This is a genomic window from Mesorhizobium sp. AR02, from assembly GCF_024746835.1.
Taxonomy (GTDB): domain Bacteria; phylum Pseudomonadota; class Alphaproteobacteria; order Rhizobiales; family Rhizobiaceae; genus Mesorhizobium.
On the sequence record NZ_CP080531.1, the window covers coordinates 1,825,748 to 1,839,301 of the forward strand.

The 13,554-nt window shown below is 63.5% G+C and carries 10 protein-coding genes and 1 pseudogene; 6 read left to right on the forward strand and 5 right to left on the reverse strand.

What is annotated here, in order from left to right; translation table 11 throughout:
- The first annotated feature begins 400 nt into the window (after positions 1–400).
- On the forward strand, positions 401–1,288 hold the full coding sequence (locus tag DBIPINDM_RS13090) for a phosphotransferase family protein (protein WP_258587647.1): 888 nt from the start codon (positions 401–403) through the stop codon (positions 1,286–1,288).
- Positions 1,285–3,738, forward strand: coding sequence for a GcvT family protein (locus DBIPINDM_RS13095; protein ID WP_258587648.1), 2,454 nt, complete (start codon positions 1,285–1,287; stop codon positions 3,736–3,738). Before DBIPINDM_RS13090 ends, DBIPINDM_RS13095 begins: the two co-directional genes overlap by 4 nt.
- A gap of 1 nt (position 3,739) precedes the next feature.
- On the opposite strand, the pseudogene DBIPINDM_RS13100 reads toward DBIPINDM_RS13095, so the two are convergent.
- A pseudogene (locus DBIPINDM_RS13100) lies at positions 3,740–4,373 on the reverse strand (class I SAM-dependent DNA methyltransferase).
- 102 nt (positions 4,374–4,475) lie between these two features.
- Here DBIPINDM_RS13100 and DBIPINDM_RS13105 point away from each other — a divergent pair.
- Complete coding sequence (locus DBIPINDM_RS13105; protein WP_258587650.1) at positions 4,476–5,378, forward strand: phosphotransferase family protein; 903 nt, start codon at positions 4,476–4,478, stop codon at positions 5,376–5,378.
- Here DBIPINDM_RS13105 and DBIPINDM_RS13110 read toward each other — a convergent pair.
- From DBIPINDM_RS13110 to DBIPINDM_RS13120, 3 genes are all read right to left on the reverse strand, one after another.
- Entirely contained in the window at positions 5,375–6,298 is a 924-nt protein-coding gene (locus DBIPINDM_RS13110) for a DMT family transporter (protein WP_258587651.1), read from the reverse strand. The two genes, DBIPINDM_RS13105 and DBIPINDM_RS13110, sit on opposite strands and share 4 nt — an antisense overlap.
- 131 nt (positions 6,299–6,429) lie before the next feature.
- Positions 6,430–7,122 carry a hypothetical protein gene (locus DBIPINDM_RS13115; RefSeq protein WP_258587652.1) on the reverse strand — a complete coding sequence of 231 codons (693 nt, stop codon included), beginning with the start codon at positions 7,120–7,122 and terminating at the stop codon, positions 6,430–6,432.
- A complete protein-coding gene (locus DBIPINDM_RS13120) occupies positions 7,100–8,389 on the reverse strand; it encodes an amidohydrolase family protein (RefSeq protein ID WP_258587653.1) in 1,290 nt (429 codons plus the stop codon). Before DBIPINDM_RS13120 ends, DBIPINDM_RS13115 begins: the two co-directional genes overlap by 23 nt.
- A 203-nt stretch (positions 8,390–8,592) precedes the next feature.
- Between DBIPINDM_RS13120 and DBIPINDM_RS13125 the strand changes: the two genes are divergently transcribed.
- Positions 8,593–10,347 (forward strand): ABC transporter ATP-binding protein, encoded by a 1,755-nt coding sequence (locus tag DBIPINDM_RS13125; RefSeq protein ID WP_258589256.1) that lies wholly within the window; start codon positions 8,593–8,595, stop codon positions 10,345–10,347.
- Positions 10,348–10,570: 223 nt separating this feature from the next.
- On the opposite strand, the gene ilvD is transcribed toward DBIPINDM_RS13125, so the two are convergent.
- Positions 10,571–12,415: a dihydroxy-acid dehydratase gene (gene ilvD / locus DBIPINDM_RS13130; RefSeq protein WP_258587654.1), complete on the reverse strand. Its 1,845-nt coding sequence runs from the start codon at positions 12,413–12,415 to the stop codon at positions 10,571–10,573.
- Positions 12,416–12,605: 190 nt separating this feature from the next.
- Here ilvD and DBIPINDM_RS13135 point away from each other — a divergent pair, with 190 nt between their 5' ends.
- Positions 12,606–12,950 carry an ArsR/SmtB family transcription factor gene (locus DBIPINDM_RS13135; RefSeq protein ID WP_258587655.1) on the forward strand — a complete coding sequence of 115 codons (345 nt, stop codon included), beginning with the start codon at positions 12,606–12,608 and terminating at the stop codon, positions 12,948–12,950.
- 72 nt (positions 12,951–13,022) lie between these two features.
- Positions 13,023–13,550: an SRPBCC family protein gene (locus DBIPINDM_RS13140; RefSeq protein ID WP_258587656.1), complete on the forward strand. Its 528-nt coding sequence runs from the start codon at positions 13,023–13,025 to the stop codon at positions 13,548–13,550.
- Positions 13,551–13,554: the final 4 nt, after the last annotated feature.

Below are 13,554 nucleotides of genomic sequence, written 5' to 3' on the forward strand. Positions count from 1 at the left end.
ACCGGTTTTAAGGTAATTCAAGTGCTTTTAAAGGGATTGATCCTTGCTTTCGGGCAAAACACCCAAAAAAAGTCACATGTTTTTGTTGACAACCGAGCAACCCTGGCGTGAAATCCAGACATCAACAGGGGTTCGGAGCTGCAAACGGGAGGGTGATGGCAGAGCCGCAACTCACTGACCAGGCAGTCTTGAACGTGCCTGGCGCAAGGAATCTAGAGATCCGCGGGGGCGGATGCCGGGATCAAAAACCTGGCCAAGGGGCTCGTCGGTGCGGTGCGGGATACCTATCCTGGCGTCCCGCACCGACGAGATTATTTGCGTTTCTCCCCGCCGTCGTTGCGCTGTCCATGGCGCCTTGTCGAAGCCCAGCAAACCAGGCCAGCAAACCAGGGATGATTTTGTGATTGCCGAAGATCGCATCCGCGCCCTGCCCTGCTGGACCGGCGCCATCGAGATCGCCCCCCTGCCCGGCGGCCTGAGCAACGCCAATTATGTGGTCAGTGACACTGCCGGACGGCATGTCGTGCGCTTCGGCCAGGACTATCCCTTCCACCATGTCTTCCGCGAGCGCGAGGTGATGACCGCGCGGGCGGCCCACGCCGCCGGTTTCGCGCCGGCTGTGCACTATGCCGAATCGGGCATCATGGTGACGGCGTTCCTTGGCGCCAGGACCTATCTGGCCGAGGACGTGCGCGCCAATCTTGGCCGCGTCGCGGCGCTGATGCGCGGCTTCCACCGGGAGATGCCCAACCATATTTCTGGCGCCGGCTTCATGTTCTGGGTGTTCCATGTCATCCGCGACTATGCACGCACGCTTGAAGAGGGCGGCAGCCGCAAGCGCAGCGACTTGCCGCGTCTGCTGACGCTGGCCGACGAGCTGGAGCGGGCGCAGAAACTGCTGCCGATCGTCTTTGGCCACAATGATCTTTTGCCGGCCAATATCCTCGATGACGGCAGCAGGTTGTGGCTCATCGATTTCGAATATGCCGGCTTCAACACGGCGATGTTCGACCTTGCCGGCGTGGCATCCAACGCCGGCATGAGCGACGCGGAATCCTTCGCCTTCCTGACCGCCTATTTCATGAAGGAGCCGGACGAGGCGATCCGTCGCTCGCACGCGGCCATGCAATGCGCGTCGCTGCTGCGCGAGGCGATGTGGAGCATGGTGTCGGAACTCTATCTCGACGCACCTGGCATCGACTACGTCGCCTACACCGAGGAAAACCTGGTGCGGCTCGACGCGGCGCTGGACAACTACCGGACAAAATACGGGATCCTGAAATCATGACCTTGCCCAGCCAGGCCGCCATCGTCGTCATTGGCGGCGGCATCATCGGCTGCTCGACGGCCTATCATCTGGCGCGCGACCACAAGGCCGACGTCGTGCTGCTGGAACAGGGCAAGCTGACCTCCGGCTCGACCTGGCATGCCGCCGGCCTGGTCGGGCAATTGCGCTCGTCTGCCTCGATCACCCGCGTGCTCAAATACTCGGTCGACCTCTACAAGGGGCTGGAGGCTGAAACCGGCCTTGCCACCGGCTGGAAGATGACCGGCTGCCTGCGGCTCGCCACCAATGCCGACCGCTGGACCGAGTACAAAAGGCTGGCGACGACGGCAAAAAGCTTCGGCATGGACATGCGTCTTTTGTCCCCGGCCGAGGTCAAGGCGATGTGGCCGCTGATGGAGACCGGCGACCTCGTCGGCGCTTCCTGGTTGCCGACCGACGGCCAGGCCAGCCCCTCCGACATCACCCAGTCGCTGGCCAAGGGCGCGCGCATGCATGGCGCCAAGCTTTACGAGGATGTCCGCGTCACCGGCTTCGAGATCAAGGGCGGCCGCATCACGGTCGTGAAGACCAATCAAGGCGACATCGCCTGCGACAAGGTGGTCAACTGCGCCGGGCAATGGGCGCGGCAGGTCGGCGCCATGGCCGGCATCAACGTGCCGCTGCAGCCGGTAAAGCACCAATACATCATCACCGAGAAGATCGATGGCCTGGCGACCGATGCGCCGACGCTGCGCGACCCCGACCGACGCACCTACTTCAAGGAGGAGGTCGGCGGGCTGGTGATGGGCGGCTATGAGCCGAACCCGCAGGCGTGGGCGACCGGTCTCCCCGGCGGCGACGTGCCTAACGACTGGGAATTCCGGCTGTTCGACGACGACTACGACCATTTCGAACAGCATATGAGCCAGGCGATCGCGCGCGTGCCGGCGCTGGAAACTGTCGGCGTCAAGCAGATGATCAACGGGCCGGAAAGCTTCACACCGGACGGCAATTTCATTCTCGGCACAGCGCCCGAATGCGCCAACATGTTCGTCGGCGCCGGCTTCAACGCCTTCGGCATCGCCTCGGGCGGCGGCGCCGGCTGGGTTCTGGCGCAATGGGTGGTCGATGGCGAGGCGCCGCTCGACCTGTGGGTGGTCGACATCAGGCGCTTCTCCAACCTGCACCGCGACCGGCAATGGGTGTGCGAGCGCACGCTGGAAGCCTATGGCAAGCATTACACGATCGGCTTCCCGCATGAGGAGTATGCCTCAGGCAGGCCGCGCATCGTCTCGCCGCTCTACAACAGGCTGAAACAGCAGCGCGCCGTGTTCGGCTCCAAGCTCGGCTGGGAGCGGCCGAACTGGTTCGCACCCGAAGGCGTCGAGCCGCAGGACATCTATTCGATGGGCCGGCAGAACTGGTTCGCGGCGGTTGGCGACGAACACCGGCATGTGCGCGAGCATGTCGGCATCTTCGACCAGTCGTCCTTCGCCAAATATGAATTGAGCGGCCCCGACGCGGCCAAGGCGCTGGACTGGATCTGCGCCAACGATGTCAGCAAGCCGGTGGGAAGGCTGACCTATACGCAGCTTCTCAACACGCGCGGCGGCATCGAAGCCGACCTGACCGTGGCGCGGCTGGCCGAGGAGAAATTCTACATCGTCACCGGTACCGGCTTCCGCACGCATGATGCCTCGTGGATCAGCGACCATATCGGCGAAGGCCTCGATGCCGGACTGACCGACGTCACCGAGGATTTCGGCACACTGTCGCTGATGGGTCCCCGGGCGCGCGACGTGCTCTCTGATGTGACCGATGCGGATGTGTCGAATGCCGGATTCCCGTTCGGCCATGTCCGCGAGATCACCATCGCCGGTCACACAATTCGGGCGCTGCGCGTCACCTATGTCGGCGAACTCGGCTGGGAGCTGCACGTTCCGATCGCGGCAACAGGCGAAGTCTTCGACACGCTGATGGCGGCGGGCAAGAAGCACTGCATCCGCCCGGTCGGCTACCGGGCGCTGGAATCGCTGCGGCTGGAAAAGGGTTATCGCGCCTGGGGCTCCGACATCACGCCCAACGACACGCCGCAGGAGGCTGGGCTCGGCTGGGCGGTCAAGCTGCGCAAGAACACTGATTTCGTCGGACGGCGCGCGCTCGAACAGATCGGCGGCACGGCATTGAAGAAACGCTTTGCCGGCTTCACGGTCGACAACCCCGAAATCGTGCTGCTCGGCCGCGAAACCATCCTGCGCAATGGCGAGCCGGTCGGCTATCTGACCAGCGGCGGCTACGGCTACACGGTGGGCAAGAATATCGGCTATGGCTATGTGCGCAATGGCGATGGGGTGAGCGACGATTTTCTCGCCGCGGGCGATTATGAGCTGGTGGTCGCGATGGAGCGGACGCCGGCCGAAATCCATCTCGAGCCGATGTACGATCCGGCTGGCACCAGGGTCAAAGCGTAGATCAGTTTACCCGCAGGGCGAGACCACGGCTGGGCACGGTGTCGGCCTCGCCCGGCATCGAGACGTAAGGGCGCGTTTCCTCGACGCGGGTAACGACGCCTTGCGCTTCGAGTTCGGCGATGCGGGCGGCAAAGCCCTGATGCCACAACGTGTTCTTGACTGTCAGCACGATCACCCCGCCCGGCCGGCAGATGCGGATCAGCTCGTCCAGCCCCTCGGCGCCGACATGGCCAGAGGTGAAGACGCCGGCCGAAACGATTCCGGCATAGGCGTCATTTGCAAAGGGCAATGGCCCGCCCATCGCCAAGCAATGCAGCGCGGAATAGACGCCCTTGCGGGCAGCCTGATCCAGCATGCCTTGCGAGATGTCCAGCGCCTCGACTTCGGGGTAACCCGCAATGTTCAACCATTCACCGATGAGTCCGGTGCCGGCGCCGGCATCGAGCAGCGGTGCCGCGCCGCGCGGCAGATGGCGAGCCAGCAAAGCAAGGCAGATCGTCGGATGACGATAACCGGCGGCCGACATGTCGGCATCGTAGGTTTTGCGACCAGCGGTCATACAGTGCCGCCACTTCCTCGGGCCGCGTCGCAGCATAGGCCGCGCTGAGCGCGCCCAGGTGTTTACCGTCCGTCATCGCTGTTTTGTCGCCTGATCAAGTTGCTTTCGATCGGATGATAGCCAAATGGCGAAAATTGTGGAACCGTTGCGGTGAGAAATAACGGCGTGGGGCGCGGGCATGGTGACAGACGAGGCGCGGGCAAAACTGGCCGCCATTCCGATGCTGGCCGGCTACACCGGGCCACTGGACCGGCTTGGCGGCCTCACCAACCTCGTGTTCAGGGCCGGCGATCTCTGCCTGCGCATTCCAGGCAAAGGCACCGAGGAATACATCAACCGCGCCAACGAAACGGTGGCGGCGCGCGAGGCGGCAAAAGCCGGCGTCAGCCCGGAAGTGCTGCATGCCGACGCCGGCACCGGTGTGATGGTGACGCGCTTCATCGCCGGTGCCGTGACGATGTCACCGGAGAAATTCAGGGAACGGCCGGGCAGTCCCGCCCGTGCCGGCGAAGCCTTCCGCAAGCTTCACAATTCCGGCGCGGTGTTCCCCTTCCGCTTCGAACTGTTCGCGATGATCGACGACTATCTCAAGGTGCTGTCGACCAAGGACGTCAGCCTGCCCGCCGGCTATCACGACGTGGTACGCGAGGCCGGCAGCGTGCGCTCCGCCCTGGCCATCCATCCCTTGCCTCTCGTCGCCTGCCATTGCGACCCGCTGTGTGAAAATTTCCTCGATACGGGCGAGCGGATGTGGATCGTCGACTGGGAATATTCGGGGATGAACGACCCGCTCTGGGATCTCGGCGACCTCAGCGTGGAGGGCAAATTCGATGCGGACCAGGACGAGGAGCTGATGCGTGCCTATTTCGTCGGCGAGGCGAGGCCGGCCGAGCGTGGCCGCGTCGTCATCTACAAGGCAATGTGCGACCTGTTGTGGACGCTATGGGGACTGATCCAGCTCGCCAACAACAACCCCGTCGACGATTTCCGCGCCTATGCCGATGGGCGGTTCGCCCGCTGCAAGGCGCTAATGGAGACGCCGGAGTTTTCCCGGCATCTCGCCTCGATACGCCAAGGCTAATTGACGCCCTTCGGCACGTTTTCGGGCGGCACCGTGGTGTCGACCACCTTCTGACGGTGGAAAATGAACAGGCCGGCGAGAACAATGATGCCGGAGCCGACCAGGATACGTGGACCGGGAACGTCGCCGAAGAACACCAGCCCGAACACAACGGCCCACAGGAGCAGCGTGTAATGCAGCGGCGCCAGCGTCGAGGCCGGCGCCAGCTTGAGCGCCCGCGTGATCATCAGATGGGCGCTGCAGGAGACGATGCCGAGCAGCAGCATGGCGCCGAAATCGAGTGCCGAAGGCGTCTGCCAGGCGCCGATGGTCAAGACGCCGCCGACCAGCAGCGTGCCAATCGTCTGCCATGTCACCAGATTGGTGTCGCTGGTGCCGCGCAGCCGCCGGTTGAGGATGATGGCGAAGGCAAAGGCGAGGCTGCCAACGAGCGCGAAGCTCGACGACAGCGAGAATGCGGCCGATGAGGGTTTTAGCATGATCACCACGCCGCAGAAGCCGAGCAGGATCGCCACCCAGCGGCGCCAGCCGACCTTTTCGCCAAGCAGGAAATGCGATAGCGCCGCCACATAGATCGGCCCGGCCATGTAGAAGCTCATCACATCGGCGAGCGGCAGATAGACGACGGCTGCGTAGAACAAAGCGGTGTCCAGCGTCGTCGCCACGACGCGCAGGATCTGCAGCCCGGGCCGCTCCATCTGGAACAGTCTGCCGGCGCCCTGGTTAGCGATCATCGGACCGAGCACGATAAAGGCGCCAATCGAGCGGATCAGCACGACCTGGCCGACGGAGAAGCTGGCGACCAGCCACTTGCCCATCGCATCGTTCAGCGCAAACAGGAAGTCGCCGGCCAGCATCAGCAGGATGCCGGCCAGAAGCACGTTCCTGATTGTGGAATTATGGATGGCAGGCTGCGCCATGGCCGGTGTCAAATCCTCCCCGAGGGTGGCTCGGGTTGTGCGCGTGTTAAAGGGCAATCATTCGTTTGACGAGGAGATTTACCGCCAGAACTGAGGCCACATTCGTAAATTCGCTGTACCTAACGCATTGCCTAGGTCTCTCGCCGGGTTGGTGGCGACCCATCATACGAGGGCGCAAGCTCGCGAATGCGCCATTGCTGGTAGATGAAAAACAGCGCGAACAGGGCAATCGCAACGGCAATCCCAATTGTCAGGGCGCCGACAATTCCGATCCCCATCCATCGACTCATCAAGGTAATGCCGGCGCCGGCAACCATGGCGTTTACCGTAGCGATCATCATGGCTGCGGTCGTAAGATAGCCGGCAAGCGCACCGATCCTCAGCGCAGGCTCTGCTTTGCCCTCTGGCCAGCGTCCGTGTTGGGCAGCGAAATAGGCGTCTGCTTGCGGGCCAAGCGTTCGATAGAAGGAGCGGATCCGGGCGATTGCGATGTGCGCCTGCATGTTCTCCACGGCAATGTCGACCATCCTCAGCGTGGTGAGGACTCCAAGCAGGAAAATGACCGGCAGAACCGTCGCCACGAACGGCAGGAACGCCAGCGTCGAATTGGCGGCAAAGCCCATCGCCACCAGCGAACTGGACAGCGCCATGACATAGATGGTGGCGCGCGACCCGGCTTCGTTGATTGTCGTGCTGATAGCCGTCTGCATCACGAAGTGCTCGGTCGTTATCGCCGACATGAGTGCCGGGTTTGGTTCCCTCACATTCTTCTCGTCGCTCACGACCACACCTCGAAGGCAGTTATCGGACTCGCGGCGCGACATGCCGGCGGTTGACGGAGGCGGGTCGGCCATCGATGGACAGCCTCGTATCCTGCCTCGTCCGTTCCGCCACCACCTTGCCCCTGGCGATGACGCAGATGCGCTCGGCGCGCAGGCGCAGGGCCTCGATCGGATTGCCGGCGTCGAGGATGACAAGGCTGGCGCGCTTGCCGACCGCAAGGCCCAGATGATCGAGCCCCATGATGGCGGCGTTGACATTGGTGACCATGTCGAAGCAACGCGCCATGTCGGCCGGGCTCGACATCTGGGCGACGTGCAGGCCCATGAAGGCGACATCGAGCATGTCCGCGGTTCCCAGCGAATACCAGGGATCGAGCACGCAATCCTGGCCCCAGCCGACGCGGATGCCGAGCGCCTGCATCTCCTTGACCCGGGTCAAGCCGCGACGCTTCGGGAAGCTGTCATGACGGCCTTGCAGCATGATGTTGATCAGCGGGTTGGGAATGGCGGAGACACCGGCCTCGGCGATCAGCGGCAGCAGTTTCGAGACATAGTAATTGTCCATAGAATGCATCGAAGTGAGGTGCGAGCCGGCCACCTTGCCCTGCAGCCCCAGGCGCTGCGTCTCATAGGCCAGCTGCTCGATCTGGCGCGACAGCGGGTCGTCGGTCTCGTCGCAATGCAGGTCGACCATCAGGCCGCGTTTTGCCGCGATTTCGCAGAGCTCGGTCACCGAACGCGTGCCATCGGCCATGGTACGCTCGAAATGCGGAATGCCGCCGACGATGTCGACGCCCATGTCCAGCGCGCGAATGGTGTTTTCACGCGCCTTCGGCGAGCGGTAGAAGCCGTCCTGGGGGAAGGCGACCAGTTGCAAGTCGATGTAGGGGGCGATCGTTTTCTTGACGTCGAGCAGAGCCTCGACCGCCAGCAAACGGTCATCGCAGACATCGACATGGGTGCGGATGGCGAGCAGTCCCATCGACACCGCCCAGTCGCAATAGGCGAGCGCGCGATCGCGCACCGCCTCATGCGTCAAGAGCGGCTTCAGTTCACCCCATAGCGCAATGCCTTCGAGCAGCGTGCCCGAGGCGTTGATGCGCGGAATGCCGTAGGACAGCGTTGCATCCATATGGAAATGCGGATCGACGAAGGGCGGCGAGACCAGATTGCCGCGGGCATCGACCTCAGTCCGCGCGGAACCCTGCAGTTTGGGCTCGATCGCCGCGATTCTCTCGCCGCTGATGCCGATATCGGCAATCCTGCCATCCGGCAGCGTACCACCACGAACGATAAGGTCGAAATCCATCTGTCGTCATCCCTGAAGAATCACCCAGCCATGGTGGCGCAAAAGACAGCTTGCCGCAGCCGTTTCTTTAGGTGGCCGCGAAAGGTTCCCTCTGGCGGTAACTCGCTCTATAAGCCGCCTTTCGTCCACGCAGCGATCGGCTTCGGACTCAAGGCCTCATTCGCAAACCATGGAAGTCCCGTGTGAAGTTGAACTTGCCGTTCCTGAAACGCGACAAACGCTCGATGGAGAACCAGCGCCTCGTCGCGAGGCTGGTCAGGGAATCCTTCCGGCAGCATATGTTCGGATATGCTGCCGCCATTGTGTCGATGCTGGTGGTGGCCGGCATGACGGCTGCCAGTGCGTGGATCCTGCGCGAAATCACCAATGAATTCGTGATCGACAAACGGCTCGACCGCGTCAACATGATTGCCGGGGCGGTCGCGGGGATCTTCGTCGTCAAGGGCCTCGCCAATTTCGTCCAAGCGTATTTCATGAGCCGGGTCGGCAACGCCATCATCGCCGAGCGGCAGCGCAAGATCTACGACCGCATCCTGGCGCAAGGCATCGAATTCTACCATTCGACCTCGTCGTCCGACCTGATCACCCGCATGACCAACAATGCCCAGGCGGCACGTAACGTGCTCGACCTGATCGTCACCTCCTATGTGCGCGACCTGGTGACACTGGTTGCCCTGATTGGGGTCATGGTCTGGCAGCAGCCGGCGCTTTCGCTGATCTGCTTCGTCGTCGGTCCGCTGGCCATCTATGGCGTCAACCGGATTCTGAAGCGTGTGCGCAAGTTCGCCGCGATGGAATTCCGCTCGGTCGGCCAGATCATTCAGGTCATGCAGGAAACCGCGATCGGCGTGCGCGTGGTCAAATCCTTCAACCTCGAAGGCCTGATGCGCAAGCGCATGTACAAAGCGGTGGCGGACGTCGAGGATCGGGCCAACAACATCGCTGCGCTGGAGGCGGTAACCAGCCCGGTGATGGAGACACTGGCCGGTCTGGCGATCGCCGGTGCCGTGATGGTCAGCGGCTTCCTGGTCCTGCAGGGCGGCCAGATGCCGGGCAACATCATGGCCTTCATCGCAGCGCTGCTGCTCGCCTATGAACCGGCCAAGCGCCTGGCGCGCGTCCGTATCTCATTGGAAAGCGGCATTGTCGGCGTGCGCATGATGTTTCAGCTCGCCGACGAGCCGCTGACGCTGGCCGAGAAGCCGAATGCGACGCCGCTTCTCGCCGGACCGGGCGAGATTCGGTTCGACGCCGTCAGCTTCGCCTATCAGAACGGTCCGCCGGTGCTGGACCAGTTCGACCTCACCCTTGCGCCCGGCAAGATGACGGCACTGGTCGGGCCTTCCGGCGGCGGCAAGTCGACCATCCTGAACCTGATCATGCGCATGTATGATCCGAAGAGCGGCAAGGTGCTGCTTGACGGCCAGGACATTTCCCATGCGACGCTCGCCTCGCTCAGGGAAAAGATCGCCTATGTCAGCCAGGACACGTTCCTGTTTGCCGGCACGATCATGCACAACATCCGGCTTGGGCGCGAGGGCGCGACGGACCAGGAGGTGATCGCCGCCGCCAAGGCCGCCAACGCGCATGACTTCATCATCGCGCAAGCGAAAGGCTATGAGACCGATGTCGGCGAGAATGGCGGCCTGCTGTCGGGCGGCCAGCGCCAACGCATCTCGATCGCGCGCGCCATGCTGCGCGACGCCGAAATCCTGCTTCTTGACGAGGCGACCAGCGCGCTTGACGCCGAATCCGAAGCGCTGTTCCGCGACGCGTTGCAGCAGCTGACGGAAGGCCGCACGACGATCGTCATCGCCCACCGCCTGTCGACCGTGCACCAGGCCGACACGATCGTGGTGCTGGAGGGCGGCAAGGTTGTGGAGAGCGGGCCGCACAAGGCGCTGCTCAAGCAGGGCGGGCTTTACCAGAAGCTTTATGAGTACCAGCTGATGCCGTGAGGGTGCGCCGGATGTCGGAGCCAAGCCCCCTCATCCGGCCCTTCGGGCCACCTTCTCCCCGAGGGGAGAAGAGGTCGTCAACGCCAGCGCCAGCCTCTTCTCCCCAGCGGGGGTGAGGCGTGGTCCGCGAAGCGGACGAAAAGCCAATTGCTTGGCTTTTCGAACAACAAACGCCCGGAGGGCGGTGGCCGCAAAGCGGCCGGATGAGGGGGCGGCGCGAACGTTACTCCGGAACATGCCTTACCGCGCCCTTGTCGGCGCTGGTGGCGAAGGCGGCGTAGGCGCGCAGTGCCGTTGTCACCTTGCGCTTGCGCCTTTCCTCGGGCTTCCAGGCCAAGGCGCCCTTGGCTTCCATTGCCGCACGGCGCGCTTCAAGCTCGGCGTCACTGACGGCGAGGCGGATGGTGCGGTTGGGAATGTCGATCTCGATCGTGTCGCCCTCCTGCACCAGCCCGATCGTGCCGCCTTCGGCGGCTTCCGGCGACGCATGGCCGATCGACAGGCCCGACGTGCCGCCGGAGAAGCGGCCATCTGTCACCAGCGCGCAGGCCTTGCCCAGGCCCTTCGACTTCAAATAGCTGGTCGGATAGAGCATTTCCTGCATACCGGGGCCGCCGCGCGGGCCTTCATAGCGGATGACGACAACGTCGCCGGCCTTGATCTCGTTGGAGAGGATTGCTTTGACCGAGGCGTCCTGGCTTTCGAACACACGGGCCGGGCCGGTGAATTTCAGGATCGACTCATCGACGCCCGCCGTCTTCACGATGCAGCCGTCGAGCGCCAGATTGCCTTTCAGCACGGCCAGGCCACCGTCCTTCGAGAACGGCGTCTCCGCCGAGCGGATGACGCCTTTCTCGCGGTCGAGGTCGAGATCGTCCCAGCGACGATCCTGGCTGAAGGCGACCTGTGTCGGCACACCGCCGGGCGCGGCGAGGAAGAAGTCGCGGACGTTCTGGCTCGAGGTCCGGGAAATATCCCAATGGTCGAGCGCCTCGCCGAGGCTTGATGTATGCACCGTCGGCAGGTCGCGGTTGAGCAGCCCGGCATTGTCGAGTTGGCCGAGGATGGCCATGATGCCGCCGGCGCGGTGGACGTCTTCCATGTGCACGTCCGACTTGGCCGGGGCCACCTTGCAGAGCACGGGAACACGCCGCGACAGCCGGTCGATGTCCTCCATGGTGAAGTCGACCTCGCCCTCATGCGCGGCGGCCAGGATGTGCAGCACCGTGTTGGTCGAACCGCCCATGGCGATGTCGAGCGTCATGGCATTCTCGAAGGCGCCTTTCGAGGCGATGCTGCGCGGCAGCGCTGTCTCGTCATCCTGCTCGTAATAGCGCTGGGCGAGATCGACGATGAGATGGCCGGCTTCGACGAACAGCCGCTTGCGGTCGGCATGCGTGGCCAGCGTCGAGCCGTTGCCCGGCAGCGACAGGCCCAGCGCCTCGGTCAGGCAATTCATCGAGTTGGCGGTGAACATGCCCGAGCAGGAACCGCAGGTCGGGCAGGCGGAGCGCTCGATGACCTTGACGTCCTCGTCGGAAATCTTGTCGTCGGCGGCCGCGACCATGGCGTCGACCAGGTCGAGCGCCTGCGTCTTGCCGGCCAGCACCACCTTGCCGGCCTCCATCGGCCCGCCGGAAACGAACACGGTCGGGATGTTGAGGCGCAACGAGGCCATCAGCATGCCGGGGGTGATCTTGTCGCAATTGGAGATGCAGACCATGGCGTCGGCGCAGTGGGCGTTGACCATGTATTCGACGGAATCGGCGATCAGCTCGCGCGACGGCAGCGAATAGAGCATGCCGTCATGGCCCATGGCGATGCCGTCATCGACGGCGATGGTGTTGAATTCCTTGGCGACGCCGCCGGCCTTTTCGATCTCGCGCGCCACCAGTTGGCCAAGGTCCTTCAAATGGACATGGCCCGGCACGAACTGGGTGAAGGAGTTGACCACGGCGATGATCGGCTTGCCGAAATCCGAATCCTTCATGCCGGTGGCGCGCCAAAGGCCGCGGGCGCCGGCCATGTTGCGGCCGTGGGTAGTGGTGCGGGAGCGATAGGCAGGCATGTTTTTTCCTTGGTGGCTGGCCGCAGCCCGGGAATGGCGCGGCGGAGCTGAATTCAGATCGCTGGCTTTATAGACGCGCAAGTATGGTCTGGCCACATTTTTGCAATGCGCCAGAAGCAAGCCGATTGACGATCGGCATCAGGGTATATATAGCCAAATGGGTATATACCTTATTGGCTATGGATGTCAGATGAACCAGCTGGACGCCACCTTTGCCGCGCTCGCCGATCCAACACGGCGCGCCATCCTTGCACGGCTCATCCAGGGCGAAGCTTCGGTCATGGAACTCGCCGAACCCTTCGCGATGAGCCAACCCTCGATTTCCAAGCATCTCAAGGTGCTGGAAAACGCCGGACTGATCTCTCGTGGCCGCGACGCGCAGCGCCGACCATGCCGGCTGGAAGCCCAGCCGCTGGCCGAGGCCAATGGCTGGCTGGAGCGGTATCGCAATATCTGGGAAGGCAATTTCCAGCGCCTCGACGTCTTGCTGGGCGCCATGCAAGCCGAAAAGGCTCCCGGCGACGCAGACCAATAGGCGGAAAAATCTAGACCGGTGTCGGATCGCCGGCCGGCCGAACGTCCTTGGGCAAACATGAGGAGGATCATCGTGAGCACCACAACCTTGCCTGGCTCGACTGTCGCCACCTTGACGGTGACCACGCCCAGCGACCGTGAGATCCAGGTCACCCGCCTCTTCGCGGCGCCACGGCCGATGGTCTTCGACTGCTGGACGGTGCCGGAACTGCTGAAGGGCTGGCTGCACGGCCCGGACGGCTGGCGTCTGACGGTCTGCGAGATCGACCTCAGGGTCGGCGGCGCCACGCGCTATGTCTGGCAGCACCGTGATGGCCGCAGCATGGGCATGAGCGGCGCCTATCGCGAAATCGTGCGCCCAAGCCGCCTTGTCGCCACCGAACTGTTCGACGAGGACTGGACCGGCGGTGAGACGGTTGGAACCGTGATCTTCACCGAACAGACCGGAAAGACGCTGCTGACACAGACCGTGCTCTACGCCTCGCAAGCGGCGCGTGACGGCGCGCTCGGCACCGGCATGACCAACGGCATGGCCGAGAGCTACGCCCAGCTCGACGCCTATCTCACTTCCCTGCAGGACGCCGCCAAGGGTGCCGCCTGACCCT

Excerpts from the sequence above, each read along its gene's own strand:
- DBIPINDM_RS13095 (WP_258587648.1), top strand. The coding sequence starts at position 1,285 with ATGACCTTGCCCAGCCAGGCCGCCATCGTCGTCATTGGCGGCGGCATC.
- DBIPINDM_RS13105 (WP_258587650.1), top strand. The coding sequence starts at position 4,476 with ATGGTGACAGACGAGGCGCGGGCAAAACTGGCCGCCATTCCGATGCTG.
- DBIPINDM_RS13110 (WP_258587651.1), bottom strand. The coding sequence starts at position 6,298 with ATGGCGCAGCCTGCCATCCATAATTCCACAATCAGGAACGTGCTTCTG.
- DBIPINDM_RS13115 (WP_258587652.1), bottom strand. The coding sequence starts at position 7,122 with ATGTCGCGCCGCGAGTCCGATAACTGCCTTCGAGGTGTGGTCGTGAGC.
- DBIPINDM_RS13120 (WP_258587653.1), bottom strand. The coding sequence starts at position 8,389 with ATGGATTTCGACCTTATCGTTCGTGGTGGTACGCTGCCGGATGGCAGG.
- ilvD (WP_258587654.1), bottom strand. The coding sequence starts at position 12,415 with ATGCCTGCCTATCGCTCCCGCACCACTACCCACGGCCGCAACATGGCC.
- DBIPINDM_RS13135 (WP_258587655.1), top strand. The coding sequence starts at position 12,606 with ATGAACCAGCTGGACGCCACCTTTGCCGCGCTCGCCGATCCAACACGG.